The following is a 26,494-nucleotide window of genomic DNA, read 5'->3' on the forward strand; positions in this document are numbered from 1 at the left end:
ATGCCTCTCTCTATGCTATCCTATGGGAGGAAGGTTTGACTTTAACAACTGTATGCAATAAAATTACAGTATCCTTCTTGAGAGGGAGTTGCAACGATGAATAGTGAATTTACGGTAGCGGTTCACAGCTTGGTGCTGTTAGCCTATTTGCCTGACCATATGGCTAGCAGCGAGACAATAGCAAGAAACGTGTCGACGAATCCAACGCGGATTCGGAAAATTATGAGCACGCTGCGCAAGCAAGGGTTCGTCACAACGAAGGAAGGCATCGGCGGAGGCTATATCCTGAATTGCGAGCCGAGCGGAGTGACGCTTGCCCAGATCTACCGTGCGATTTCCGGAGGAACACTGAAGCCGCATTGGTGTTCAGGCAATCCAGACGAGGATTGTTTGGTATCCGCTAATATTCAAGGCGTGATGGATCATTTCTTCTATGAAGCTGAACAGCATTATGTGGCTTATCTGGAGCAAAATACGCTGCAGACCGCGCTCGACAAAATCCGCAAATGCCAGCTTCAGCAAAAGAATCAGCAGGTGTAATCACTCATGAAGAGGCTGGTTACAACAGAGGCGGTAACGTTGCGGCATGCCGCAGCGTTACCGCTTGTTGGGCGGGCCTTTTTCATATGATATATGTATGAAATATTCATACAGTTGATTGGATATCCGCCAGTCTGCATGGAAGCAGCAACTACAATGAAAAGGGTGAATGTCATGTCAGATCATATCATAACCAATTCTTCTTTTACTATCCCGCTATCGGTTCTCGATGTATCGCCAATCGTTGAAGGGGGCTCCGTGTCAGAGTCTCTCAGCAACACGTTAGACCTGGCACGGCATGCGGAGCAGTGGGGCTACAACCGCTACTGGCTTGCCGAGCATCATAATGCGCCAAGCATCGCAAGCTCCGCCACGTCTATCGTGATCGGGCATGTCGCGGCAGGGACGTCCAAGATCCGGGTAGGATCAGGGGGCATCATGCTGCCTAACCATGCTCCGCTCGTAATTGCCGAGCAATTCGGCACGCTCGAATCTTTGTTTCCAGGACGGATTGATCTAGGGCTTGGGCGTGCACCGGGTACCGACGGATTGACTGCAACAGCGCTGCGCGGCAACAGAGGCGGCAATGGGCATGATTTTCCCGAGAAGCTCGCTGAGCTTCGCGCTTTCCTAGATCCAACCCGCACCGAGCTCGGCATGCCGGTTCGCGCCATCCCGGGCGAAGGACTGGATATTCCAATATGGCTGCTCGGGTCCAGTGATTTCAGTGCGATGCTTGCCGCTGAGCTTGGTCTTCCGTTTGCCTTTGCCGGCCATTTCTCCCCAACCTTTACCGTGCCTGCGATGAATCTCTACCGAAGCAGCTTCAAGCCGTCCGAGGTACTTGATAAGCCTAAGGGCATGGTTGCTGTCAACGTCGTTGCGGCGGATACGGACGAGGAGGCTGCGTATTTGGCAACATCCATGCAGCAGCTATTCCTGTCCTTTATTCGCAATACGCGCGGGGCTCTGCCTGCTCCTGTACGTGACATGGATACGGTGTGGACGCCGCAGGAGAAAATAGCTTTGCAGCAGCAGCTCGGTTCCTCCATTGTCGGCGGTCCAGACACGGTACGAAGCAAGCTGAAACAATATATTGAAGCGACGAAAGCCGACGAGATTATGGTTGCGGCCCATATTTTCGACCATAAGGCGCGCTTGCGCTCCTATGAGATTATAGCGGGACTTTAATAAGCAGCAGGATGAATGCAGCTTAATGAACGAGAGAGGGCAGCCTCCCAAAGTCAATTGACCTTGGGAGGCTGCCCTTTGACGTGTAAATGGCGACGCTGGCAGCAGCTATTCCATCGGTGGCCGAAGGCCTTTTCGCAGCTCGCGTATCGACAAGCCGAAGTCCATCTGGAGATGCGGATAGTCAGGGAAATTGTCCCAATCACCGCCCCAAGTAAAGCCCAATCGCTTGGCGATTGCAACGACCTCCATCCAGTCGGCTTTCCCGTTTTTGTTGCCGTCATATTTCATATCCCACACGACCTCGCCTTGTTTGGTACGCAAGGCGAAATCGATGGCGAGGCCATAATTATGGTATGAGTGTCCGCCTTGGACCTGCGTGACGACATTGCCTTCCGCAGTGCGTCCTTTTGCATATATGGCATCCTGCTCTTCGCTGGAGCGGAATCCATCCGTTATGAGGATGGTGATGCCGGCTTTGCCCGTTTCGGCGATCAGCTCGGCCTGCTTGGCGAATACGATGGGATTCAGCTCCGTTACGGGAGGGACGGGAGTGTTGTCGATAAAAGGCGCAGCCGGTTCGAACGTGAGTATCGCTTTCCATAATAATGCGGCTGTAATGGCCAGAATGATGAACAGAAGCAATCGATTCCGCTTGCGTCTGTTTTTTGCTGCGAGGTCCAGCTGAGCCCGCCCGACAGGCAGCGGTTGGTGAGAGAATTGATTGCGTTCGAGCATGTACGATCTCCTTATGCTTGATATCCGTTCATCTTATCATATTGAAGTTGGCGATGCCCTAGTCCGAGGTAGGGGATTCATGCAGCGTGTTGACAAAATATCAGTTTATATCTAAACTGATAACAGGAAGCAGCGCAGGAGGTGGTTATGTGAATCAAGAAGATTCGGAAGCATGGTTATCGAAGCGCGATGAGCGGTTAGGCTTGTTGATATGGTTTCGCTTATCGCGGGTTTATAACCATAGCTTGCGGGAGACGCATCAGCACTTGAAGAAATGGGGCCTTTCCGCCGCGCAGTTCGATATGCTGGCCCAAGTTGGCGCGCATGACCGCCTTACGCAGCAGCAGCTGGCGGATAAGCTTTTCGTCACCAAAGGGAATATTACGCAGCTGCTTGGCAAGCTGGAGGAGCTGGGCTTTATCGAACGCGAGCAGGAATGGAAGACCAAATATGTGTCGCTCACCGATAAGGGCAAAGCGTTGTTTGACGATGTCGTTCCGGTGCAGGAGCAGTTCCAAGCCTCGCAGTACAATGCGCTGAGCCGCGGTGAGAAGAAGCAGCTGCTTGAGCTGCTTAAGAAAATACGGCATGAATAATAAACGTCATAAACGAAACGCAATGATTCAATAAACCATTAGGAGGTTGTTCATATGCAACTCAAAGGCATTCACCACGTATCCGCCATTACAGGCACAGCTTCTGGCAATTTCGAATTTTATACGCAGCTGTTAGGCCTTCGTTTGGTCAAAAAAACAGTTAACCAAGACGAGACTTCGGTATACCATTTGTTCTACGGAGACGAGAAAGGAAACCCGGGCACGGAGCTGACCTTTTTCGAGTTCCCGATGACAGCGCAAAACCGGGCAGGTACAAGCAGCATCTCTTCGCTGTCTCTGCGGGTCGCTAACGATGCGGCGATCGCATACTGGAAAGCACGCTTCGAGCAGCATAGCGTTGATCACGATGACATCATGGACAGAGCCGGCCGCCAGACGATCGCGTTCCGCGACTTTGAAGGACAACGGCTCGTACTCGTTTCCGATGAGCATAATGAAGGCGTGAGAGGCGGAGTGCCTTGGGAGAAAAGCCCAGTGCCAGCCGAATTCGGCATTCTGGGACTTGGTCCCGTACAGCTTACGGTCAAAAACCCGGAGCCGACCGTTCTTGTCCTGACTCAGCTTATGGGCTTCAAGGAAAAAGGCAGCTACCCGTCGACAATCGCGGGCCAGCCGGATATCGTCGTATTCGAGACCGGCGAGGGCGGCAGCGGCGCCGAGGTGCATATGGAGGAAAGACATGATCTGCCGCGCGAGCATCAGGGATATGGCGGTGTGCATCACGTAGCCTTCCGCGTAGACAATGATGAGGAGCTGCGAGAATGGATCGAGCATATTCGCGGCGTGCGTATCCCTAACTCAGGTTTCGTCGACCGCTTCTACTTCCGTTCGCTCTACTTCCGCGAGCCTAACGGCATATTGTTCGAGCTGGCTACAGACGGTCCCGGCTTCGATACCGATGAGGATATCAACCATTTGGGCGAATCGCTGGCACTTCCACCATTCCTTGAGCCGCAGCGTGCGCAGATCGAATCCAGACTGAAACCGCTCCAAACCAAAGCAGACGCGTAATGCGCTCAGATCGGCTTTTTATAAAAGACGGCCATCCCTAATAACCAAGGGACGGCCGTCTTTTCTAGCAGTCTACCAATAATTGAGCAATGAGTAATCATAGAAAGTTTGATATGCTTCGGGGATTAATCTCTTTAGGAGGGACCCTATGAAGCATCTTTTTAATAGATGGTATGTGACTGCTAGTGTTTTGCTGGGACTGCTTGCCGCTTCCATACATACGGTTCATGCTGAAACCAAGCTGCCTTTCAACGATATATCCGGGAGCTACGCAAAGCAGGAAATCATTGATTTGTATCAGAAAAAAATAATAACGGGCACTTCCGAAACAAGCTTCTCTCCGGCAGCATCCATTACGAGAGCGGAGTTCATTACCGTGCTTGATCGGCTGCTTGGACTTGAGCCGGCAGCAAGCAAGGTCACGCCATTCTCGGATGTAGCGGCGAAGGCTTGGCATTATGGTTGGATTCAAGCGGCGGTTCAGCTCGGCTTGGCAGATGGCGTGAGCGCCAGCCGCTTTGCGCCGGACAAGCCGGTAACGCGTCAGGAAGCGGCCGTGTTGCTTGCGCGGGCACTGAAGAAACAATCGGGTGGTACGGGAGCAAGAACAAGCTTCGCAGACGACGGGCTCATTGCGTCATGGGCCAATTCCTCTGCATCTGCGGTGCAGAGCCTAGGTCTAATGCAAGGCGACAGCAACGGTTATTTCCGTCCAACCGATCCGATTACAAGGCAGGAAACGGTTGTTATGGTACACCGAGTTCTCCAGAATGAGAAGTGGGCAGCCATGTTGGCAGCCAAACCTGCAGAGACGATCAAACTCGGCTGGCAATACGGCCAAACGACGAAGCAATACCAGACCAGTGTGCTCGCTTCAAACGTAAATACGCTGTCGCCCCGATGGTTTTTCGCAGAAGCTTCCGGAGAGATAACGGATGTATCGGATCCGTCCCTTGTGGCTTGGGCTAAAAAATACAATAAAAAAATATGGCCGATGGTAGGCAATCGATCCGATCAAGCGGCAACGCATAAGCTATTGTCGAGCACGAGCTTACGCAGCGGACTAGTGACAAAGCTTGCCGCCTATGCTGCGAAATATGATCTAGATGGACTCAATCTCGATTTTGAAAATGTGGCTCCGCAGGATCGTGCCGCGTTAACCGCATTCGTTGCGGAGCTGGCGAAAAAGCTGAAGTCGATGAACGTCACGCTTTCAATGGATGTATCGCCTGATCGCGGTACGGACTGGACGGATGCCTTTGATTTCGCCGCGCTTGGCAAGCAGGCGGATTATATGGTACTCATGGGCTATGACGAGCATTGGGGAGCGGGCTCAGGCGCAGGTCCCAATGCTTCGCTCGGATTTGACAAAGAGGGAATAGCCAAGCTGATTAAAGCCGTTCCCAGCTCTAAAGTTATTTTAGCGCTTCCGTTCTATAACCGTGATTGGGATTTGAGAAAGGACGGCTCGGTAGAGTCGACCGCGTTTATTACACTGAACGAACAGAATGCCATCTTGAGCAAATATGCGATCAAACCGAAATGGGACGGACAATCGGGCCAGTATACCGCGACTTATATGAAAGATGGCGTAAAGCATGAAATATGGGTAGAAGAGGGCCGTTCCCTTACGGCAAAATACAAGCTAGCGGCAGAAGCGGGGCTGGCGGGGCTGGCTTATTGGTATATCGGAGGGGAGAGTCCGGACATTTGGGCCAGCATGCGCAACGCTGACCGTTTTCTGGGCTATCGGTTTGAATGACGGGCAACGCTGTGCGTATGGCGGCATTATAGGCTATCTACCAGCTGAATGACAACGAAAACGAGATTCGTATTTTCCGAACTGGCTATTGCGCGGCATGAATAGGTAAAATAAATAGGAAGAGAGCGCGATAGATTAATTCGGTTCAAGAAGGGGAGAGAATCCGTTTATGAGAAAGCTTTCGGCATTATTACTATCATTGGCATTGTTATTCTCATTCGTGTCGCCGACTCAAGCTGAAGGCAAAGCACTTTCCGTTTGGATAGGGGACGAGCAGGTGCAGCTCGGCAGCCTGCAGCCGATAATGGAGAAGGGGACTACGCTCGTACCGGCGAAGCTCGTGCTGCAGAAGCTGGATTTCCAAGTGGCGTGGGACCAGAAGAGTAAGACCATTACGGGCAAAAAGGAAGGTGTCGTCCTTTTATTCCAAATCGGTCAGCCAGAAGCGACGGTGAACGATACGGAGCAGGAGCTGCTCACTGCGCCTAAGCTTGTGAAGGGCACTGCTTATATTCCGCTACGTACCGTAAGCGAAGCAGCGGGCTATGCGATCATCTGGAACAAGGAGCAGCGGACAATTACCCTCCAGGTCAAGGAGCCAAGCCAAGGCTTCCTTTGGAAGGTAGAGAAAGCAGGCAATACCGTTTATTTGCTAGGCTCGATACATATTGCGAATAAAGCGATGTATCCGTTGCGCCCAGAAATTCAGAAGGCATATGACTTATCTGATTATTTGGTGGTAGAGGCCGACATTACCAAAATGAATGACGAGGAAGTGCAGAAGCTTGTACTGGATCTAAGCGTCTATAAGGATCAAACGACGCTCAAGGACCATATTTCCGCAGATGCGTACAAGAAGCTTGGCGAGATTCTGAAGGAGAACGGGCTTGAGGCGAACGCGCTCGATACCTATAAGCCTTGGAGCGTATCTTCGTCGATTGATTATCTGTCCTCCTCCCATTCCGGTTACGATATTGGGATTGGCATTGACGCTCATTTCCTGGAACAGTCGATCTCAAGCAAAAAGCCAATATTGGAGCTGGAATCGATCGAGTATCAGCTGCAAATGTTCGATCGGTTCTCCGACAAGCTGCAGGAGGAGATGCTCGTTGCCTCCATTGCGAGTTATTACACGGAGGATTCCGGCATTGACGACCTTACGGAGATGTGGGCAACGGGCAATGAGGAGCAGCTGCTGAAGCTGACGGAATCAACGTCCTCGAACGAGGAGCTGAACAAGGCGCTCCTTACGGACCGCAATGCGCCGATGGTGGATAAAATAACCGGTTATTTGAACGACAGTGCAAGTAAAAGCTACTTCGTCGTTGTAGGCGCTGCCCATATGCTGGGCGAGAACGGCATCGTTCCGCTGCTTGAGAAGCAGGGGTTTTCGGTTACGCGGCAATAGGAACAAGATAACGTTAAGAGGAAGGCAGTCTCCGAATGAGGAGGCTGCCTTCCTTCGTTTTCTAGTTCAGGCGAAGCTAGCGGCTAGTTGCAGCCTGCTGCTGTTGCTTGAGCTTAAGCTCTACAAGCAGCGCGTGGAGCTGCTCGGTTGCAAGACCGTGCAGGACAAGCCGGAAGCCTGCCTTGAGCGTCGTGAGCGGCACCATGGGGTGCTTATTGTTAATGAGTGCCAGCCGGTCGTTGCTTCCGATGATTTTGGATGCGAGTATGCCGATGGTCTCGTCAAGCTGCAGCGAGTTGGTTGCACGCCAGAAATCATTGTCCGTTAGGAAGAGCTGGTAGACAGGCGTGAAGCATTCGATTGCGGTCGTTAAATCCATAAAATTCGTCCAACGCCTCGGCATTTGCTCAATCGGGATGCGGGAGGAGGTAATCGAGTTGAAATTGAGCTGCTGCTGCACCGTCACTTCGATTCCTTTCTCACGCAGCTCCCGGTTCAGGTTAATGACGAAATTGTATAGATTCAGGTCATGAATGAGAAAGAGATCATCCTTCACGGGCTCCAGCTTGGTTGGCTTAAGCGGATTCATTTCAATCTGGACGCCGGGTACGTTGTCGCGGATGAAACCGAGTACCTCAGAGCCGAGATAGAAATGGCGGAGGATCATGAAATTAGCGCTAGGGCTCACGAACGTTTTCATGCCGAAATGCAGCACACGGTGCAGCAGGCGGGATGAGGTGAGCGCTTTGGGCACGATGATTTTGTAGAGCTGCAGCACGATAATCATCAGTCTGGCGAAGGGCCGTAGGACAGGCAGAAGAAACTGCCTGGACCTGCTGGAGCAGTCCTTCAGGTAAGCGGCCTTTGCCTCCTCGTTGAACGGAATGCTCTGATCCATGTATATAGCGAGAAATGGATTGGGATCATTTTTGTCATGCGGCATGTTTTTGAAATAATCGGCGTCACTCATACGTTGCCCAGCTCCTCTAATTGCAGCAGGTACAGCCGGGCCGTTGTTTTGGCCGTTTTCACGATACGCGCCGCGATGTCCGCAGTCAGCATCGGATGCTGAACGACCGTTTCAAGCCGCTCGAAATGTTTCTCGTCGGAATCGCTATGGTAGAGCAGGAAGGAGACCTCATCATCGCCGAGGCCAAGCTGATCGCGAATCATCTCGCCCCAGTAGCGGGCCATCCGGCAGCCAAGACCCTCAATAATCCACATCGCGCCAATGAGATCAATGGGATTCTCGCGGCTTGCTCGCTGGAATAGATAGGCAGAAAGCGCTTCGCTGCCGATGTTTTTCTCGCCGGCTTGAATCGTGCTTAAATCGCCGCCGACCGCTACATAGTTGCGCTCAAGAATTTGAAAGTCACGATGCTCGTCGCGCGCATGGGCAATGAACGTAGAGCGAAGATCAATATGCTCGATTGCGATATAGGAAGCAGCGCGGGCTATCCACTGCGAGCCGTCGATGACCTGCTGGCGTATGTTCTCCATCAGCGCTTTATAATCGTCTAGCGTAAATTTTTGATTATACAGCTTTTGGATAACCGGCACATGGGCGAGCTTTTGCTCGAAATCGATCCATACCTGCACAAGCTGCCTCACGAGACGGGCTTGCACATCGTCGGCTTCATCGTATTCGAGATGCGGGGCCTCAGGCACGCGTTCTTCGAACGCGGCAGCGCTTTCGCATGAAGAGCCGACCACGGTCAGCAGCATGTAGGAGGTTTGGAACCTGCCGCTCTCGGGAACCATGCAGAGTACCTGCTCGCCTGCTTTCAGATGCCCCTCGTTCAGCAGCTCCTCCAGCATAATGTAGATGGATGCCGCGCCTGTATTTCCTTTCGTGTACAGATTCGTGAACCACTTCTCTTCTGGTATCGTAAGCCCGCCCAGCTGGAGCAGCCTGAATATCTCTTCACGGAAAAAATGCGAGGAGTAATGGCAGACCATCCAATCGATGGCTGCGGGATCAATCTTTCCTTCATCCACGAGCTCGAAGAAGCGGTTCACGCCGACCTTAGGCATTTCATTTACGAGACGGATATCCTGCTTCAGATTGACGGCACCGTCGCTGGCAGCGTCATGGACCGAAGGGTAGTCGAGCCAGCTTGCGTGTTCCTCATGGTCTTTGTTTGTGCCGGCATACATGCAGACATCATATAGATTCGCATAGGATTTGTTATCGATCCATTCAATACGCAGCGATAAGCCGCTTGCGGCAGGCTGATGCTGCAGGACAGCGGCCCCAGCCCCGTCGGATAACATGAAACGGAGGAAGTCGGTGTCGAACGGCACCGGACGGTCTATAAGCCCTTCTTGGGCCTCGAACCGCGTATGCTTGAACACGCGGCTCGGGAATTCGCTGGCGCAGGAGATAGCGGTTTGCTGCTCGCCAGATTGCACATGCAGATAGGCGTTTTTCATCGCCTGCATGCCGCTTGCGCATACGCCGTGATGCGTCGCTACCTCCATAACGGGCAACCCAAGCTGAGCATGCACCATGCTGGCAAAGCCGGGTACCAGCAGGTCCCCCTGCGTCGTCCCGACTGCAAGGAAATCCACTTTGCCGCCAAGCTCAGCCTTGTTTCGCGCGAGGGCGTCGTTAATGGCGCGGCCCGCCATTTCCGCATTGGAATAGAGGCTTTTCTGCTCCTTGTTTAATGCGTAGTGTCGATACTTAATTTTATTCTGCTCGAGAATACGGCGCATGGATTTGGAGCTTTTGCCGTTTATTCTACCGAGGTAATCCTCGATTTCATCATTGCCGACCGGATCGCCGGGGAGGAACTTTCCGATGCTGGTCATGTAAACAGGGTTCATAAGGCACCTCCGTAAAAAGATAGTTTGATCACTCTTATGATCGTTGATCCTTCAATTCAGGCCTAGTACTAACTTTATTTGGTACCGCGAACAAAGTTGGACTTGAATACATATTCGGCCATCCGATATAATAGACGCATATCAAAACTGATGACTGACGGAGGTAACCCAGCCGATGAAGTAAGTACACGATTCCTGCAAACAACTTGTCTAAAGTACAAGCGGCGTTCTCGATTAGCGAGAACCGGTCAGGGATACGTGCGTCGATTTGGGGACTTGCGAAATAGCTATCAGCAGCGATTCATAAGAGATGTTTACCCGTGAAAAAGCGGCATGACACATCCTTATTTCCGTTTACCTGATATTCCCCTGCGTATTCGACCGTGTGCCGCTGGCCACGGTTTTTTTATGATGTTTTTCGAAATGGGGAATGAAAGTTGATGCTATTAAAGGTTAAACAGATAAACAAAGAATGGGACAGCCATTTGTTGTTCGAGAATATAAGCTTTGAAGTGAAGGAGAATGAGCGGCTTGCGCTATTCGGACGAAACGGCTCTGGGAAAACGACGCTGCTGAAGGGGTTGACGGGCAGGCTTAAGTTCGATGGGGGCGAAGTGCAGCGGCTTCTTCCGCTAGAGGAATGGGGTTGGCTGGATCAGCAGGCACAGCTGGATTCGGCGCTTACGCTGCAGGAGTTCGTGCAAGCGGGATCGGGTGAGCTGTTCGGATTAAAGCAAGCGATGGAGGAGCTTACGATCCAGATGCAGGGCGGCGATAACAGCGAGATGCAGCTCGGCCGCTACAGTGCATTGTTCGAGAGGTACGTACAGCTTGACGGGTATAGCTGGGAGGTAAAGGTCGAGAGATGTTTAACCCGCTTAAGCTTCGAGCGTGCGTTATGGGGCCAAACGTTCCAGCAGCTAAGCGGAGGCCAGAAAACGAAAGCCCAGCTGGCAGCGATCATGGTCAGGGAGCCGAAGCTTGTGCTGCTGGATGAACCGACGAATCATTTGGATGCGGAAGCACTGGATGCGCTCGAACATTGGGTGATGGGCTATGCGGGGACGATCGTATACGTGTCGCATGATCGGACGTTTATCGACCGAACGGCTACGTCTGTCTTAGAGCTTGGGCAGAATGGCTGCAGACGTTATCCGGGAGGTTACGCCGATTACAAGAGGCAGAAGGAATTGGAGCTGAAGACGCAGGAAGCGCTGCATAAGAAACAGGAGCAGGAGCGGGAGAAGCTTGTCGAGAGCATTCGGATGTATGCAGAGTGGTTCCAGCAGGCCCATAGAGCAGCCGGCCAAAATGATTTTCTTCGGTCGAAATCAAAGAAAAACGTATCTCGTTTGCATGCGAAGGAATCCGCGCTGGAACGCCTGGACAGCAATAAAGTGCAGGTGAGCCGCAGGGAAACGCAGCTGCGCATGCAGCTGGATTCGGATAAATTCTCGGCCGCGACACTGCTTCGGATGGACGCTGTAGGCTTTGCTTACGAAGGGCGCAATCCTTTGTTCAGCCAGCTAAGCCTTTCAATCAACAGGGGAGACCGTCTAGCCGTTCTAGGGTCGAACGGAGCGGGCAAATCAACGCTGCTGAAGCTCGCGACAGGCAAGCTGGTGCCGGACACGGGCGAGGTCGTTCTGCACCCTCAGGCCAAAATCGGTTATTTCGAGCAGGAGCTTGAGCAGCTTGACCACAAGATGACGATTTTGGAAAGCTTGCTGCTGCTGCCGGATATGACGCAAACCTATGCAAGAACGATTTTAGGCTGCTTTTTGTTCTCAAAGGATGATGTATTTAAATGCATTGGAGATTTGAGCATGGGCGAGAAGTGCAGGGTAGCGTTCCTTAAACTGTACTTTAGCAAAGCTAACTTGCTTGTACTCGATGAGCCCACCAACTACTTGGATATCGGAACGCGAGAGCAGGTAGAGGAGGCTCTTCTGCATTATCCCGGATCGGTGCTGCTCGTGACGCATGACCGCTACTTGATTCGGCAAGCGGCAAATCGGCTGCTGATCCTTAGCGACGATCACGCTCCAAGATGGTTCCCGGGCACCTATGAGGAATTTTTGTCTAAGGACCGCAGCCGGGCCATGTCTCCGGAGGAGCAGGATATCCAGAACGAGAAGGAGATGCTGATGCTGAGATTAACGCAGCTAATGAGCGTCGCGCAGCCGGATGAACGAGAGGCGCAAGAGCAGCTGCTTCGGGAAATTCGCGGGCTTCGTCTCCAGATTGCCAGCCTTTCGAATGTGGAAAGGGAGATTCAGCAATAAAGATGCCTATTGAAGGTTGAAACCCATTTTGCTAGATATGCGTTTGAATATTTATGAATATTTTGTATAGGCGGTGATTGTTTGTTGCACACAGCTGGAAAAACGGCAGTGGTTGTTCTTATTGCGCTAGCGTTGATTGGCTGCGGGAGGCAAGAACAAGGCGGTTCCCGGCAGACCGCAGTCCATGAAACGGAGGATGTGATTGACACGCATGGGAATGTGAAGAATGTCGGGCTGTTGGACGCATTTGTTCAAGGGGCTAGAGATCAGTTGAGGGTCGTACGTTATACGACTGAGGGCGACCCGCTCTTCTACAGCCTAACCAAGCAGGACGAAGGAATTGAAGTCAGCTATGACACTTCGCAGGATCAATTCGGATCATCATCCGTAAAGTCCTATGTCTGTCATTCCTTGCAGAAAAACGAAGCGAATAACGGCTACGCCTATGTGTTGAACGGCTGCGGGGGAGCCGGGAAAGACATTACGCTCCTCGAAATTCGGTCTGAATAGCCCTATGTAAGCGAGTGGAGGGGCCAGGATCGACGTGGTCCCTCACTTCAGCATGAGATATAGATGGTCCACTGAATGCATGGCATATTCCAAGCGGACGGGTTCGCCTTCCTCAAGCAATGCCAAGCAGGGTACGCTGGATATTTTCCATTTGTCTCTAAGGTGCGGCGCGTAATTGATATTAAGCCTGTACAGCGGCACCGATATGCCAGTCATTTCAGCAATTTCGAGCATGCGCTCTCCAATGGCACAGGTACCGCAAAGCGGCGTGAAGAAATAAATGGCCGTTCTACGGCTGTCGGACTGCAGGAGATTTAACAAGGATGCTTCATTGATTTCACGGATGGCCATGGTGATGCTCCTTTAAACGGTATAAAAGTAATTTACTCGATTTACGCCTGCTGTACAAGTAAGATGTTTCCGCAAAAGGAAGGTGCCCAAACAGCATTCGTTGATGCGCAATATAGCAAGCTCAATGTGGTCAGGAAAAAAAATAAGGCCGCGGGAGATGGACTAAGCGTCTTTATCTCAAGAAGCATGGACCGATCTGGGTAATGACAGGCAAAGGGACGGGACCATGAGAAATGAAGGAATGAGAGGGGAAACGAGAAGCTTGGACAAGCAGGATTCATGTAGCGGTGCGGCGACAATTATTCGGAATAGGCTGCGGCGTTTATGTATCATTGAGGCTAATTTTTGGATAGGACGATCGATAATAAAAACAAGCCATTAATGAGCAGCAAGGCAGCAAAAATGAGACTGGTTTTATTCTTTTTTATGAATTCCATCGCAAGCACCCCGCGTCTTCGTAGTTACTCCTTTAATTATCTCGTTAATGGGCTCATTTTTCCACCTTTTTTTTGTAAAAAAAGAGTTCTATAAGCTTGCCATTCATCATGCTTACTTGAATTGGACACAAACGATGCGGCTTCCGCATCATTTTGTTTCTTAATTTGTAGGAATTTGTAATTGGGCAGGCAATTGTTATAAAATTAAGATAGGCATGTACCTGCAGGCGTCCAGCATGGCTGCTCCGTTTATTTCAAGCATCGTGGCCACAAAGAAAAGGGATTATTCAGCTTTTGTAGAATAATGTAACGTTCACACTTTTTTTTTTGGAACTTGCTTGTCGAATGGGCGTATAGCAACTGTAGAGTACTTGAGTTTAAATGTGCTATCGAATCATGATTAAGTATTGAACCATTTGGAAAGGGGGTGCAAAGACAATGGCAATCTCTCTCGTAAAAGGCCAGAAGATAGATTTAACCAAAGGAAATGCCGGACTTAGCAAGGTGATCGTAGGCTTAGGCTGGGACCCTGCCGAGGTTAAGGGCGGATTTTTCGGAATGAAGAAGGCTGCGAACGTTGACTGTGACGCTTCAGCGCTTTTGTTGGACGAAAAAGGAAAGCTTAGCGGCGAGCGTAATCTTGTATGCTTCTACAACAAGCAGAGCGGTGATGGCTCGGTCGTTCATACGGGCGACAACATCACGGGCGAAGGCGATGGCGACGATGAGCAAATTATCGTGCAGCTGGACAAGGTACCTGCGCATATCCACAAGATTCTTTGCGTGGTGAACATTTACGAATGCGAATCCAGACGTCAGGATTTCGGAATGATTAAATCAGCGTTCATACGTATCGTTAACCCGGCTAACAACCAAGAGCTTATTCGCTTTAACTTGACGGATAATTACTCGGGCAAAACAGCTTTGGTTGTGGGTGAGCTTTACCGGAACAATGGTGAATGGAAGTTTAGCGCAATTGGGGAAGGCACTCATGCTCCTCATGTTGATATTCTTGCTCGTCAATACCAATAATTATATTGAGAAAAGAGGGCATTTAAAATGGCAATTAGCTTATCCAAAGGTCAAAAAATCGATCTTACGAAAACAAACCCGGGTCTATCGAAAATTACGGTTGGTCTAGGCTGGGATACTAATAAATATGACGGAGGGAAAGACTTCGACCTTGATGCATCGGTATTTTGCTTGAATGCAGAAGGCAAAGTAGGTTCCGATTCCGACTTCATTTTCTACAACAACCCTAAAAACAGCAACGGTTCAGTCGTTCACACTGGCGATAACCGTACTGGAGCGGGCGATGGCGATGATGAGCAAGTAAGCGTTGACCTTGGCGCGGTTCCTGCCGAGACAGATAAAATTGCTTTCGGCATCACCATTCATGATGCGCAAGCACGCAGCCAAAATTTCGGACAAGTATCCAATGCGTTTGTTCGCATCGTGGACGAGCAAAGCGGAACAGAGCTTATCCGTTATGATTTGGGCGAAGATTTCTCCATTGAAACAGCGGTTATCGTAGGCGAGCTTTACCGTCATTCCGGCGAGTGGAAGTTCAGCGCGGTTGGAAGCGGCTTCCAAGATGGACTAGCTGGCCTTGCACGCAACTACGGTCTTTCGACTAACTAATACGTTTTTAGCAACAACCCGTAAAGGGTCGCCAGTGGCGGCCCTTTTTTGAAATGACAATTGTCCGTATCAGCAATTCGAACCTAGCTATATTCAAGGAGGAGTAAACGATGTCCATTAATCTTTCCAAGGGACAACGGATTGATCTTACCAAAACCAATCCAGGGCTTACTAAGGTTGTTCTCGGTCTCGGCTGGGATACGAATAAGTATACTGGCGGCGGTGAAATTGATCTGGATGCAAGTGCATTTCTGCTGCACCAGGATGGCAAGGCCAGGGATGAAAAGGATTTTGTTTTCTACAATGCCTTGATTGCCTACAACGGTGCCGTTGAGCATACGGGCGACAACCGGACAGGCGAAGGCGACGGGGATGACGAGCAGATTAAAATTGATTTCGTCAAGGTTCCTTCGCAGATTGATCGGATCGGAATTACGGTTACGATTCATGATGCTGAAACCAAGCACCAAAACTTCGGTCAGATCTCGAACGCTTTTGTTCGCTTAGTAGACGAGGCGACGGGAAGAGAAGTGCTGCGTTATGATCTTGGAGAAGATTTCTCCGTGGAGACGGCAATCGTCTTCTGCGAATTGTACCGCCATGGTTTGGAGTGGAAATTCCAAGCGATTGGTTCAGGGTTCTCGGGTGGACTCGCTGCGCTTTGCCGCAATTATGGACTATCGGTCTAATATGAATGAAGTTTAGGGTGGCAGGGTGAGCAGTGGTCACCCTATTCTATTATTACTGGAAGGCGGTTAGCGCATGGAATTGTCACTAATGAAAGGCCAGAAAGCAGATATTACCAAAAATAATCCTTCTTTTAAAAACCTTCTCGTTGGAATGGGATGGAACAGCGCGGCAGGCGTGGATGTTGATTTCTCTGCTTTTTTGCTGCGCGCAAACGGAAAAACAGCTGGAGACCAGGATTTAATATTCTACGGAAACCCAAAGGAAACAACCGGTTCAATCGTACTCGCGGGAGATAACAAACGCAGCTTGGCAGGAAAGATTGATCAGGAACAAGTAATGATTCGCATCAACGATGTGCCTCAAGCGATTGAACGTATATCCTTTACGTTAACCATCTACGATGGGGAAGCAAAGAGACAAAGTTTTTCTAGCGTAAACGATGCGTATATCCGCATAATTGACGAAGGAACAGGACGCGAAATATTGCGGTATGAACTTGGAAAAAACTTCTCTATTGAAACTGCGATTGTCGTAGGAGATTTATATAGATATAATGGCGAGTGGAAGTTTAATGCGATTGGATCCGGATATTCCGGCGGCCTGGCTGCACTTTGCAGCAGCTTCGGCATTGAAGTGAAGGCGGATGCTCCTTCGCCTGCGCAGGCGAAACCGCCAGAGCCGGTGAAGGCACCGATTATTCCGCCAAAACCGCCAGAGCCAACCGTTTCTGAGCCGAAGGCAGCTCCGATTAGCCTTAGCAAGATTTCATTAACGAAGCGCGGCGACGTCATTAATTTACAGAAGGGCGCCGGCTCGCTAGGCGAGATCGTCGTTAATTTGAATTGGAATCAAAAGAAAGCCTCCACCGGATTTTTCGGAAGATCCAGCGGCGTCGATCTTGATGTGGGCTGCTTGTACGAGCTGAAAAATGGCATGAAGGGCTCCGTACAGGCGTTAGGCAATAGTTTTGGAGACCTTTCCAGGGCGCCATACGTTTCACTTGATGGGGATGATCGGACAGGCTCAATCCAAACAGGTGAAAATCTTAGAATAAATGGCAATAAAGTATCAGAAATTAAAAGGATTGTCATCTACGCGTACATTTACGAAGGTGCCACTAACTGGGCGGAGGCAGCAGGCGTTGTTACCATCAGCCAAGCAGGCGGTCCTGAAATCGAGGTGAGAATGGACGAGCATAACAATCGCAAGGGTATGTGCGCGATTGCGATGGTCGAGAATGTAAATGACCAAACCTTTAGTATTCAGCGGCTCGTACAGTATTTCTCGGGACATAAGGATCTCGATGAGGCGTTTAACTGGGGTCTAAGATGGGTACAAGGAAGCAAATAATGCTAATGCCGGAGGTTTTTTAGAATGGTTGATTTTTTTCAGAGCATCATACAAAATTTTGGTGAATTTTTTCACTGGGACAATTTATCGGTCGTATTCACCAACCCTACGAACTGGGGAATCATCGCGACGCTGGTCCTTCTAGAAGGACTGCTCTCGGCTGATAATGCATTGGTGCTGGCAGTTATGGTTAAGCATTTGCCGAAGGAACAGCAGAAGCGTGCGTTGTTCTACGGGATTATCGGGGCGTACATCTTCCGGTTCATCGCGATTGGCGTCGGTGTTTATCTCGTGCAAATTACGTGGATTAAAGTCGCGGGCGGATTGTATTTGTTATGGATTGCGCTTAGCAATCTATTCCATCTCGAATTCAAGCTTGCACGCGTAGGCGGCATTAAGCTGATTCCCTACATTGGCAAAAAAGGCAACGAAGAAGAAGAAACGGTACAAAACAAAGGCTACGGATTCTGGCGTACCGTGCTTGCCGTTGAAATCATGGACATCGCGTTCAGTATCGACAGCGTGCTTGCCGCATTCGGCGTAAGCGAAGAAGTATGGGTATTGTTCCTCGGAGGTATTCTAGGCGTTCTTATGATGCGCGGAGTGGCTCAAGTATTCCTCAAGCTTATCGATAAGTTCCCAGAGCTGGAGAAAGCAGCCTTCATCCTGATTATTTTGATCGCTGCTAAGATGATCGCGGGAGCATACGATTTCCATGTGCCGCATGCACTGTTCTTCGGTGTCATTATTGCAGTATTTGGCGGTACGCTTATTTTCAGCGCAGTACGTAACAAAAGAGGCTCGAAAGCCGTCTAGTAAAGCAAATATACCGATTATCGAAAAATATCCCTCAATGGAACGCGAGGGATATTTTTTCACTCTCAGCTTGTTTTACCAACATTTTAGGAGGGATCACTTTGAGGTATTTCAACTATCTTACCAATGAAGAAGAGCAGAATTTCTTTTATTCCCTCCCTACTCATTTCAATAATGATGCTGACAAAGAAATTATTGCTCACGCGATTGGCGCGGCTCTCTATATGCCAGCGACCAAGGTTAATATAGCAGACGATTTGGTAGCCGATAAACACGAGGGACTCGTGTCTATGGTGATAGACCTTGAAGATGCAGTAGGCGATAATCAACTCGAATATGCTGAAGAGAATCTGAAAGCAACGCTATTGACGATAGGAAGGTATCTATCGATAGGACTGCTGCGCGTAAACGAAATTCCGCTTATTTTTATCAGAGTTCGCTCCGTTGAGCAGTTAAAACGGCTGTTGTCTTGTTTTGGCGAGGAAATTCAACATGTTACAGGAATCGTATTTCCGAAATTCAATATCGAATCAGGCAGAGGTTATTTAAGCTTGCTTGCAGAGTACAACAAGCGGAATCTAGTAACGAGCTCTACGCTGTACGGCATGCCTATTCTAGAGAGCTCCGACGTGATCTACCGCGAGAAGCGGATCGAGACGCTGATGGAAATATCGGCGCTGCTGAATGAATATAAGGAATATGTGCTTAACGTAAGGATCGGAGCTACTGATTTCTCGAGCCTTTTTGGGCTTCGCAGAAGCCCCGACCATACGATCTACGATATCGCGGTTATTCGTGATTGCATCGCGGATATAGTCAACGTGTTCGGTCGGATGGATAATCACTATGTCATATCCGGACCGGTATGGGAGTATTTCAAGAGCGACCGCGTGTTTAAGCCGCAGCTAAGGCAAACGCCGTTCGAAGAGAGCATGGGCAAGCATGGCCGCATTTTACGCATGGATTATATTAATAAATACGTAGACGGGCTTATACGCGAAGTCGCGATGGATAAGGAAAATGGCATTATCGGGAAAACGATCATTCATCCGACGCATATTAAGCCCGTACAATCAATGCTGGTCGTTACGCATGAGGAATACATGGACGCGCTGCATATTATGGAGAACAGCCAGGGTGACTTAGGCGTTATGAAAAGCCGCTATTCGAATAAAATGAATGAGTTTAAGCCGCATATGACATGGGCCAAGCGCATATTGATCAGATCGAACATATATGGGGTGCTAAATGAAAACCAGAATTTCACCTGCCTACTCGCAGAAGAACGGGAAACCGCAATCGTTTAATATTATTGGAGATTTAGAGGTTACGATCCAGGTGACGGGCAACGCTTTTGATATTCCGCTGGAGCAGCTCTTCCAGATGGCAGCCCGCATCAACAAAAAACGAAGCTTTCTGTTCGTGAGCAAGGTGCTTGGCAAGCATATTCCGGTCAATCCTCATGTCTCCCTGCTGTCAGGAGCGGCGCTGGGGCTGTTGTATCAGCAGTTTAAGGGAAGAGAACTGCCCGTGCGAATCGAAGAGCTTCTGGAAGCGTTCGAGGCACCTGAGGCCGCGGGAGATATTTATGTGCGCATGAAGAAGCGCAAAATGGCGGTAAACGAGAAAACGTTGTTTATCGGCTTTGCAGAAACGGCAACGGCGCTTGGCCACAGCATGTTCGATATGTTTGAAGGAGACGCTTCTTTCTTGCACACCACTCGTGAGAGCATCGCGTATATGAGCTCCTGCATCGACTTCGAGGAAGAACACTCACATGCGACAACCCATCGCTGCTACGCGCTTGATCCTGCCATCTTTCAAGAAGCCGAAACGATCGTATTGGTAGATGATGAGATGACAACGGGCAAAACGGCGGTCAACATTATTCATGATCTGCATGCGAGGTACGGAAAAAAAGATTATATCGTTGCAAGCCTGCTGGACTGGCGTTCAGATGAAGACATTCAGCGCTTCAGCGAACTGAAGGACGAGCTTGGCGTGGAGGTTCATTGCCTTTCTTTGATAACGGGACAAATCATTGTTTCCGGGACTCCTATCGAGAGCACGGGAGAGGCGGAAGGACTGCGTAATACCATTCAGGCTCCGGATATTAACGTGCTGTACGCAAATCAACGTTTCGCGGCCCTGACTTCGAGAGATGGCGACGTTTCCTATGTGCAGCACACGGGAAGATTCGGTTTAACGGCAGAGGATAGCTGCCTGCTTGACCGAGAAGTGGAGGAAGCAGCCGCATTCCTGCGCGAGCATCGGACGGGCGGCAAGACGCTTTGCATGGGAACCGGTGAGTTCATGTACATTCCGATGCGGATAGCTGCCGAGCTTGGCGGAAACGCATGGTACCAATCCAGTACGCGCAGCCCGATTCACCCGAATTCCAATAGCGGCTACGCCGTTCAATCAGCATACCGCTTTGCCTCGCCCGAGCATCCCGGTGTCATGAATTTCATGTACAATATTCCTCATGGTTCGTATGATGAAATGTTTCTATTCATGGAACGGGAGCTGGCGTTCGAGCAAATGGCAGAGCTTCAGCAGGTATTGATCTCCCTTGGCATTCCTCGCGTTCATATCGTTTATTTTAGCCGGAAACGCATAGCATCTCCTGCCCCGATAGGCAGCTACAACAAAGAGGACGTTACTTTTCTGTTGAAGGATCTGAGCGACATATCTTTGGAGCAGCGGACAGAGGAGCGGGAAGCCGCTATGCAGTCCGGCGGTCATTATTCGGAGAGCCTGCCGATCGAATATCAGCCTAGTGCAGCATATATCCAGCTGTTTCACGATGCGCTCAGCGACTCTGCGCGCCGGATCGCCGAAGCGATAGGAACCGTATCCGAGCGGATTATTCAAAGACGCGGCTTCGACGTCGTCCTTGCGTCTTTGGCTAGAGGCGGAACCCCGATAGGCGTATTAATGAAACGCTACATGAAGCAGGTGCATGGCAGGGATATTCCGCATTACAGCCTATCGATAATAAGAGGCAAAGGCATCGACGAGAATGCGCTGCTGTACATGAATCAGAATCACCCCGGTCAGCCCGTGCAGTTCGTGGATGGCTGGACAGGGAAGGGCGCCATTACGAAGGTACTCCTTGCAGCTTGCGGCCAAATGAAACGGAAATACGGCGTTGACCTTAGCGCTGAGCTTGCCGTGCTCGCGGATCCAGGGCACTGCGCAGCGCTGTTCGGTACGAGGGACGACTTCCTTATCCCAAGTGCATGCCTGAACGCAACCGTATCCGGCTTAATCAGTCGGACCGTCCTGCGGAGCGATTTGATCGGAGCCTATGATTTTCACGGTGCGAAGTACTACAAGGAATGGGCCAAAGCTGATTTAACTCATGCGTTCGTAGATACCGTTTCCGCGTATTTCGATCAAACGGCCGATATATCCAAAGCTGAAGCGCTGAGGATGGAAGCGAGTCCGGGGCTTCATGAAGCCAATTGGCAGGGAATGCAGGATATTACCCGTATCCAAAGCGAGTTTGCGGTCAGCGATATTAATTTCATCAAGCCTGGCGTAGGCGAGACGACACGCGTTCTGCTGCGCAGGGTGCCTTGGAAAATTCTCGTCGACCGATTGGACAACCCTAATCTAAAGCATATTTTATTGCTTGCGAAGGATCGCGGCGTGCCGGTTGAAGAATACCCGCATATGACCTATTCCTGCTGCGGCATTATTAAAGCGCTCAAGGGGGATGCGGAATGATCTTTGCGAGCGATTTGGATCAAACGTTAATTTATTCCGTAAGGTCCAAAGGCGAAATCGAGCTTGAGGACATGCTTCCCGTAGAGCTGTATGAGGGCAGATACATTTCATACATGACAAAACCCGCCATACAGAGGCTGACGGAGCTGGCGGGGATGATGGCTTTCGTTCCCGTGACGACGCGCATACCGGAGCAATACAACCGTATATTCGGCATCAGGGAGAGGTTTAATCCTCCTTATGTGATTGTAAGCAATGGCGGTACGGTGCTTAAAGACGGTGAAGTTGACCAGGACTGGCAAAGCGTCGTACGCGATGCCGTGAAGCAGCATTGTGCGGACCATACGGAGATAGCTGGCCTTTTCGCCAAAATCTCCTCCACACATTGGGTGAAATCAAATGATCTATGCGATGAGCTCTTTTACTCCATTGTGGTGGAAAGAGACCGCTTGCCGCATGACGAGTTAGAATCTCTTAGGCTGCAGCTGGCACCGCTCGGCTGGAGTTATTCGCTCCAGGGACGGAAAATTTATTTGGTGCCCGAGAAAGTGAGCAAGGGAGCAGCCATTCAGTACGTAAAGGAAAAGCTGGGGGCTGCCTTCGTATATGCGGCCGGAGACAGCCTGTTGGATGAAAGCTTGCTGCTTGCGGCGGACTACGCACTATCACCCGTGCATGGAGAGCTCGGCCGTTTCTACTCGGAGCATCCGCATATCCGGTTTACAGAAGCGAGAGGCGCGCTTGCCTCCGAGGAGCTGCTTGGAGCGATCCTTGAGCATGCGAGATGGTCATAAACCTATTAGCGGCAAGTATTTAATGAATGGGAAGAAGGAGTGATGAGATGACACGCGTTTATATGAATCGTTGGTTTTCGGTCGCATACCACTACATTAATATGATTCGGGACAATCCGGATGGAGAGGCTTTTGAGTTTTTCGGCACCCATCCTGATATCAATCATATGTCCTTGCTTGCATCGGACCATATCGGAACGGAGCCGGCTGTTTTTGGCCGAGATTATGTGGACTTTTGCGTAGATTTTTGCAGAAGCAATGAAATCGATATATTTATCCCGCGCTTGCACATGGAAGAGATATCGCGATATGCGCATCTATTCGATGAGATAGGGACGAAGGTAATGGTATGCCGCGATATTGAGCTGCTGGATGCCATGATCGAGAAGGATAAGTTTTTTGAGGCGCTGCAAGGCAAGGATTTGGTGACGATCCCCGATTACCGCGTAGCTACTACTGCGGAAGAGTTTAAGCTCGCTTATGAGGAGCTTACGGCTGCCGGCCACAAGGTATGCTTCAAGCCGACGAAATCAGAGGGGGGGATGGGTTTTCGTATTATTGACAACGAGCGCGATCCCCTCCAGGATATTTACGGCTACGTGACCTTGTCGACGACTTTCGAGCAGGCGTATGATACTTTTGCATTGACGGACCGTTTCGAGCCAATTATGGTAATGGAGCTGCTGGAAGGAACGGAATACAGCATTGATTGCGTGGCAACTGTCGAGGGAGAGCTGCTGGCAGCGATTCCGCGCCGCAAATCGACCGGACGTACCTATCTGCTTGAGGAGTCGCCTGAGCTGCTGGATATCGCGAATCGGATTGCGGCAAGCCTGCGCATTCCTTATGCGTTCAATATTCAGGTGAAATACAACAACGGCTTACCAAAGCTGCTTGAGATTAACCCGCGTATGTCTGGCGGGCTGTACATCACCTGCTTATCCGGCGTCAACATGCCATATCTGGCGGTTCAAGCGCTGCAAGGAAAAACAATCGTTCCTCCGACGCCGCAATTCGGCATACAGGCCGGATATGTCGAGCAGCCTTTGTTAATGCCCAATCAATCATAAATAAGAAGAGGCGGCCGCCTCTTTTTTTTATGTCAGGTATACGTAGAATACATAGGGTACGACTATTGAACGATAAGAAATGAATGCGGACTCATACGGTTATATACCTGCGAACTGTTTTAAAGCGCCACTGTAACGTGTACTATATAGAATATAAATTTATATAGCTTAGGAAACTTACCTAGCTGCGAGGAGCTGCAAAAGCATGGCGGATGATCCCCGCGATTCCTTCATTACCCAACAGGCCTATGAAATCGCCGCTTTGCGTTCCCAGATAGAAGAACTTAAGCACAGCGAGCGACGGCACCGTAAATTGACGGAAATATCTCCGAATTGGATTTCCCTCATCAAGCCAGGAGAGGACACCACTATCATCTATTCATCTCCGGGCTGTCGGAACCTGATGGGTTATGAACCCGAAGAGATGATCGGAATGAGCTGCATGTCTCTTGTGCATCCTGAAGATCGGGACAACGTTCGGGAATTTTTATTCGATAGGGACCCGGAAGGACGTATTCTGAAATCTCGCTGCCTCCATAAGGACGGACAATATAAGTGGCTGGAGTTTTCTATCCGGTATTCGTTTGATGAACAAGGCAACCTGGGAGAAATAATCGCCATTTCGCGGGACATAACGGATACGATCTATGCGGACCGGCTTGTTCAGGAGAGCGAGCAGCGGTACAAATCTTTGTTCGACCACAATCCGGCTGCCGTATATTCGATGAATTTGGACGGCGATTACCTCACGGCCAATGCTAATCTGGAGAAGATTACCGGATACACGCTGGAGGAATTGATAGGCATGTATTGGGGCCCAATCGTGCACCAAAAGGATTTGCATAAGACCCTTACCCATTTCAATTTGGCCAAACAGGGCGAGCCGCAAAGCTACGATCTTACCATCATCCACAAAAACGGACATCTTGTAGAAATTAATTCTACGAATGTTCCCATTATTGTAAACGGTGAGGTCGTCGGCGTGTATGGCATCACGGTCGACATCACGGAACGTCAACGTTATCTGGAACATATCGAGAATCTCAGCGGTCAAAACAAACTGATTTTAGATTCCGTTTTCGAAGGTATTCTCGGCACAGACTCTCTTGGGAACATGATGTTTCTGAATCCAGCCGGCGAAAAGATGCTCGGGTTCAAGGAGGAAGAGAATGTTCATTCAGGCCGCTCTCTGCCGACCGATGACCATCCGTTGGTTCAGGCCATTCGGGAAGGGAGGCCGCATTACAATTCGGAAGCGATATTCTGGCGCAATGACGGTTCAACGTTTTTGGCGGAATATCATGCGGCACCGCTGTGGGACAAAGGCGAGCTGAAAGGATCGGTCGTTGTTTTCCGCGACATTACGGGGGAGAAGGAAATCCTGCGTGCCAAGGAGTCTGCGGAAAAAGCGGACCGGGCGAAGTCGGAATTTCTAGCCATGATGAGCCATGAGATACGTACTCCGATGAACGGGATTATCGGAATGACGGAGCTTCTAATCGAAACGGAGCTATCCGAAGAGCAGCGCGTATATGCAGCGACGATTAAAGAGAGCGGCTACGCCCTGCTCCGGATTTTGAACGAAATTCTTGACTTTAGCCAGATTGAAGCGGGCAAGCTGGATCTGCATATGGAGGACATCCATTTGGAGCCGCTGCTTCAAAGTACCATTGAGCTTTTCTCTCCCCGAGCATTGCATCAAGGCATCGGTCTGTCATTTCGGCTGGAGGAGCATATCCCGTCCACTCTGATCGGCGATGGCGGCAGGCTGCGCCAGGTTCTGGTGAACCTCATCGGGAACGCGGTTAAATTTACAAGTCAAGGCGAAGTATCGCTTACATTAGAAAAGCTATCGACCCGTAATGCGAACGAGTGCGTATTGCAGTTCCTTGTAACGGATACGGGAATAGGAATTCCAGAAGACAAACTCGACCTTCTCTTTCAGTCCTTTTCTCAGCTGCACCCCGCGATGAACCGAAAATACGGGGGCACCGGGCTAGGCCTTGCGATATCGAAGAAGCTGGTGGAGCTGATGGGCGGTACAATCGGAGTGAAAAGCCGCGAAAATGTGGGTTCTACCTTTTGCTTCACGCTGCCATTCCGGACAACTCAAAAAGAATCGGCTCAGGAGCCATTGTTTTCGCCTCTGAAAGGAATCGAGACTGGCAAGTGGCCAGCCGTTCATTCTAAAGTGAATGAGGGGCCGTTGAACATCCTAATCGCGGATGATGATGCAGTAAACCGTTTCTTGCTGACCACTTTGCTGCGTAAATTTGGGTATGAGCCTAAGTTGGCCCAGGATGGTGATGAAACCGTCAAGGCCGTCGCGCGGGAGGATTTCGATATCGTGTTTATGGATTTGCAAATGCCAGGAAAAAACGGATTGGAAGCAACGGCTGCCATCCGGCAGTTGCAAGGGAAAACGAAGCGTCCAGTTATCGTGGCAGTAACGGCATTAGCCCGGAAGGAAGACCGCGACCTATGCCTCGCTTCCGGAATGGATGATTACATCTGCAAACCATTGGGGGCAAATGAAGTCACGCGTGTGTTAAAGCATTGGGCTTAATGCAACAAAGCTGAATCGTTTATGGGTGGTATGTGTTGCATACGAGCTAGTGTTTAAACACTATAATAACCTGCGCTTTCATAGGAGAGGTTCAGCCAGCGCTTTCTGGCTGAACCTCTTTTCATTGGAATCGAGAAAATTTAGTTAAGTCTTTTG

At 50.1% G+C, this 26,494-nt stretch carries 22 protein-coding genes and 1 pseudogene; 19 read left to right on the plus strand and 4 right to left on the minus strand.

What is annotated here, in order from left to right; genetic code table 11:
- The first annotated feature begins 96 nt into the window (after positions 1-96).
- Positions 97-540: an Rrf2 family transcriptional regulator gene (locus AC0YN3_RS30940; RefSeq protein WP_475778734.1), complete on the plus strand. Its 444-nt coding sequence runs from the start codon at positions 97-99 to the stop codon at positions 538-540.
- Positions 541-696: 156 nt separating this feature from the next.
- On the plus strand, positions 697-1,731 hold the full coding sequence (locus AC0YN3_RS30945; protein WP_475778735.1) for an LLM class flavin-dependent oxidoreductase: 1,035 nt from the start codon (positions 697-699) through the stop codon (positions 1,729-1,731).
- A gap of 108 nt (positions 1,732-1,839) precedes the next feature.
- On the opposite strand, the gene AC0YN3_RS30950 is transcribed toward AC0YN3_RS30945, so the two are convergent.
- Positions 1,840-2,469, minus strand: a complete 630-nt coding sequence (locus tag AC0YN3_RS30950) for a M15 family metallopeptidase (RefSeq protein WP_475778736.1) — start codon at positions 2,467-2,469, stop codon at positions 1,840-1,842.
- A 149-nt stretch (positions 2,470-2,618) separates the two neighbouring features.
- Between AC0YN3_RS30950 and AC0YN3_RS30955 the strand changes: the two genes are divergently transcribed.
- The 4 genes from AC0YN3_RS30955 to AC0YN3_RS30970 all read left to right on the plus strand — a co-directional run bounded on the left by AC0YN3_RS30955 (position 2,619) and on the right by AC0YN3_RS30970 (position 7,267).
- The gene (locus tag AC0YN3_RS30955; protein ID WP_475778737.1) at positions 2,619-3,065 is read left to right on the plus strand and encodes a MarR family winged helix-turn-helix transcriptional regulator; all 447 of its coding nucleotides are present in this window, start codon (positions 2,619-2,621) and stop codon (positions 3,063-3,065) included.
- Positions 3,066-3,119: 54 nt separating this feature from the next.
- The gene (locus AC0YN3_RS30960; RefSeq protein ID WP_475778738.1) at positions 3,120-4,097 is read left to right on the plus strand and encodes a ring-cleaving dioxygenase; all 978 of its coding nucleotides are present in this window, start codon (positions 3,120-3,122) and stop codon (positions 4,095-4,097) included.
- 148 nt (positions 4,098-4,245) lie between these two features.
- Positions 4,246-5,859, plus strand: a complete 1,614-nt coding sequence (locus AC0YN3_RS30965; RefSeq protein WP_475778739.1) for an S-layer homology domain-containing protein — start codon at positions 4,246-4,248, stop codon at positions 5,857-5,859.
- Positions 5,860-6,028: 169 nt separating this feature from the next.
- Positions 6,029-7,267, plus strand: a complete 1,239-nt coding sequence (locus AC0YN3_RS30970; protein WP_475778740.1) for a TraB/GumN family protein — start codon at positions 6,029-6,031, stop codon at positions 7,265-7,267.
- Between the two features lie 76 nt (positions 7,268-7,343).
- Here the strand turns inward: AC0YN3_RS30970 and AC0YN3_RS30975 are convergent, their stop codons facing one another.
- The gene (locus tag AC0YN3_RS30975) at positions 7,344-8,237 is read right to left on the minus strand and encodes a DUF6999 family protein (RefSeq protein WP_475778741.1); all 894 of its coding nucleotides are present in this window, start codon (positions 8,235-8,237) and stop codon (positions 7,344-7,346) included.
- Positions 8,234-10,096, minus strand: a complete 1,863-nt coding sequence (locus AC0YN3_RS30980; RefSeq protein WP_475778742.1) for a 3-oxoacyl-[acyl-carrier-protein] synthase III C-terminal domain-containing protein — start codon at positions 10,094-10,096, stop codon at positions 8,234-8,236. Before AC0YN3_RS30980 ends, AC0YN3_RS30975 begins: the two co-directional genes overlap by 4 nt.
- A 440-nt stretch (positions 10,097-10,536) precedes the next feature.
- On the opposite strand from AC0YN3_RS30980, the gene abc-f reads away from it, so the two are divergent.
- Positions 10,537-12,381, plus strand: coding sequence for a ribosomal protection-like ABC-F family protein (abc-f, locus tag AC0YN3_RS30985; RefSeq protein WP_475778776.1), 1,845 nt, complete (start codon positions 10,537-10,539; stop codon positions 12,379-12,381).
- A gap of 81 nt (positions 12,382-12,462) precedes the next feature.
- Positions 12,463-12,891, plus strand: a complete 429-nt coding sequence (locus AC0YN3_RS30990) for a DUF4362 domain-containing protein (RefSeq protein WP_475778743.1) — start codon at positions 12,463-12,465, stop codon at positions 12,889-12,891.
- 42 nt (positions 12,892-12,933) lie between these two features.
- Here the strand turns inward: AC0YN3_RS30990 and AC0YN3_RS30995 are convergent, their stop codons facing one another.
- Positions 12,934-13,242 carry a thioredoxin family protein gene (locus AC0YN3_RS30995; RefSeq protein WP_475778744.1) on the minus strand — a complete coding sequence of 103 codons (309 nt, stop codon included), beginning with the start codon at positions 13,240-13,242 and terminating at the stop codon, positions 12,934-12,936.
- Positions 13,243-14,117: 875 nt separating this feature from the next.
- Here AC0YN3_RS30995 and AC0YN3_RS31000 point away from each other — a divergent pair.
- The 11 genes and pseudogenes from AC0YN3_RS31000 to AC0YN3_RS31050 all read left to right on the plus strand — a co-directional run bounded on the left by AC0YN3_RS31000 (position 14,118) and on the right by AC0YN3_RS31050 (position 26,338).
- Entirely contained in the window at positions 14,118-14,711 is a 594-nt protein-coding gene (locus AC0YN3_RS31000) for a TerD family protein (protein WP_475778745.1), read from the plus strand.
- Between the two features lie 27 nt (positions 14,712-14,738).
- A complete protein-coding gene (locus tag AC0YN3_RS31005; protein ID WP_441946115.1) occupies positions 14,739-15,320 on the plus strand; it encodes a TerD family protein in 582 nt (193 codons plus the stop codon).
- A 110-nt stretch (positions 15,321-15,430) separates the two neighbouring features.
- Complete coding sequence (locus AC0YN3_RS31010; protein ID WP_475778746.1) at positions 15,431-16,009, plus strand: TerD family protein; 579 nt, start codon at positions 15,431-15,433, stop codon at positions 16,007-16,009.
- Positions 16,010-16,082: 73 nt separating this feature from the next.
- Positions 16,083-17,360 (plus strand): TerD family protein, encoded by a 1,278-nt coding sequence (locus AC0YN3_RS31015; RefSeq protein ID WP_475778747.1) that lies wholly within the window; start codon positions 16,083-16,085, stop codon positions 17,358-17,360.
- A 24-nt stretch (positions 17,361-17,384) separates the two neighbouring features.
- Positions 17,385-18,176 carry a TerC family protein gene (locus AC0YN3_RS31020; protein ID WP_183567033.1) on the plus strand — a complete coding sequence of 264 codons (792 nt, stop codon included), beginning with the start codon at positions 17,385-17,387 and terminating at the stop codon, positions 18,174-18,176.
- 101 nt (positions 18,177-18,277) lie between these two features.
- Positions 18,278-19,483: an HpcH/HpaI aldolase/citrate lyase family protein gene (locus tag AC0YN3_RS31025; RefSeq protein WP_475778748.1), complete on the plus strand. Its 1,206-nt coding sequence runs from the start codon at positions 18,278-18,280 to the stop codon at positions 19,481-19,483.
- 76 nt (positions 19,484-19,559) lie between these two features.
- Positions 19,560-20,729 (plus strand): annotated as a pseudogene (locus AC0YN3_RS31030) (phosphoribosyltransferase family protein); the annotation flags it as partial.
- On the plus strand, positions 20,718-21,908 hold the full coding sequence (locus AC0YN3_RS31035; RefSeq protein ID WP_475778777.1) for a cysteine protease StiP family protein: 1,191 nt from the start codon (positions 20,718-20,720) through the stop codon (positions 21,906-21,908). The pseudogene AC0YN3_RS31030 and the gene AC0YN3_RS31035, both read left to right, overlap by 12 nt.
- On the plus strand, positions 21,905-22,702 hold the full coding sequence (locus AC0YN3_RS31040) for an HAD family hydrolase (protein WP_475778749.1): 798 nt from the start codon (positions 21,905-21,907) through the stop codon (positions 22,700-22,702). Before AC0YN3_RS31035 ends, AC0YN3_RS31040 begins: the two co-directional genes overlap by 4 nt.
- Positions 22,703-22,749: 47 nt before the next feature.
- Complete coding sequence (locus tag AC0YN3_RS31045; protein WP_475778750.1) at positions 22,750-23,772, plus strand: ATP-grasp domain-containing protein; 1,023 nt, start codon at positions 22,750-22,752, stop codon at positions 23,770-23,772.
- Between the two features lie 205 nt (positions 23,773-23,977).
- Positions 23,978-26,338, plus strand: coding sequence for a PAS domain S-box protein (locus tag AC0YN3_RS31050; protein ID WP_475778751.1), 2,361 nt, complete (start codon positions 23,978-23,980; stop codon positions 26,336-26,338).
- The last annotated feature ends 156 nt before the right edge of the window (positions 26,339-26,494 follow it).

This window comes from Paenibacillus sp. J22R232 (assembly GCF_056269165.1).

Excerpts from the sequence above, each read along its gene's own strand:
- AC0YN3_RS30940 (WP_475778734.1), top strand. The coding sequence starts at position 97 with ATGAATAGTGAATTTACGGTAGCGGTTCACAGCTTGGTGCTGTTAGCC.
- AC0YN3_RS30945 (WP_475778735.1), top strand. The coding sequence starts at position 697 with ATGAAAAGGGTGAATGTCATGTCAGATCATATCATAACCAATTCTTCT.
- AC0YN3_RS30950 (WP_475778736.1), bottom strand. The coding sequence starts at position 2,469 with ATGCTCGAACGCAATCAATTCTCTCACCAACCGCTGCCTGTCGGGCGG.
- AC0YN3_RS30960 (WP_475778738.1), top strand. The coding sequence starts at position 3,120 with ATGCAACTCAAAGGCATTCACCACGTATCCGCCATTACAGGCACAGCT.
- AC0YN3_RS30965 (WP_475778739.1), top strand. The coding sequence starts at position 4,246 with ATGAAGCATCTTTTTAATAGATGGTATGTGACTGCTAGTGTTTTGCTG.
- AC0YN3_RS30970 (WP_475778740.1), top strand. The coding sequence starts at position 6,029 with ATGAGAAAGCTTTCGGCATTATTACTATCATTGGCATTGTTATTCTCA.
- AC0YN3_RS30975 (WP_475778741.1), bottom strand. The coding sequence starts at position 8,237 with ATGAGTGACGCCGATTATTTCAAAAACATGCCGCATGACAAAAATGAT.
- AC0YN3_RS30980 (WP_475778742.1), bottom strand. The coding sequence starts at position 10,096 with ATGAACCCTGTTTACATGACCAGCATCGGAAAGTTCCTCCCCGGCGAT.
- abc-f (WP_475778776.1), top strand. The coding sequence starts at position 10,537 with ATGCTATTAAAGGTTAAACAGATAAACAAAGAATGGGACAGCCATTTG.
- AC0YN3_RS30995 (WP_475778744.1), bottom strand. The coding sequence starts at position 13,242 with ATGGCCATCCGTGAAATCAATGAAGCATCCTTGTTAAATCTCCTGCAG.
- AC0YN3_RS31000 (WP_475778745.1), top strand. The coding sequence starts at position 14,118 with ATGGCAATCTCTCTCGTAAAAGGCCAGAAGATAGATTTAACCAAAGGA.
- AC0YN3_RS31005 (WP_441946115.1), top strand. The coding sequence starts at position 14,739 with ATGGCAATTAGCTTATCCAAAGGTCAAAAAATCGATCTTACGAAAACA.
- AC0YN3_RS31010 (WP_475778746.1), top strand. The coding sequence starts at position 15,431 with ATGTCCATTAATCTTTCCAAGGGACAACGGATTGATCTTACCAAAACC.
- AC0YN3_RS31015 (WP_475778747.1), top strand. The coding sequence starts at position 16,083 with ATGGAATTGTCACTAATGAAAGGCCAGAAAGCAGATATTACCAAAAAT.
- AC0YN3_RS31020 (WP_183567033.1), top strand. The coding sequence starts at position 17,385 with ATGGTTGATTTTTTTCAGAGCATCATACAAAATTTTGGTGAATTTTTT.
- AC0YN3_RS31035 (WP_475778777.1), top strand. The coding sequence starts at position 20,718 with ATGGCAGAGCTTCAGCAGGTATTGATCTCCCTTGGCATTCCTCGCGTT.
- AC0YN3_RS31040 (WP_475778749.1), top strand. The coding sequence starts at position 21,905 with ATGATCTTTGCGAGCGATTTGGATCAAACGTTAATTTATTCCGTAAGG.
- AC0YN3_RS31045 (WP_475778750.1), top strand. The coding sequence starts at position 22,750 with ATGACACGCGTTTATATGAATCGTTGGTTTTCGGTCGCATACCACTAC.
- AC0YN3_RS31050 (WP_475778751.1), top strand. The coding sequence starts at position 23,978 with ATGGCGGATGATCCCCGCGATTCCTTCATTACCCAACAGGCCTATGAA.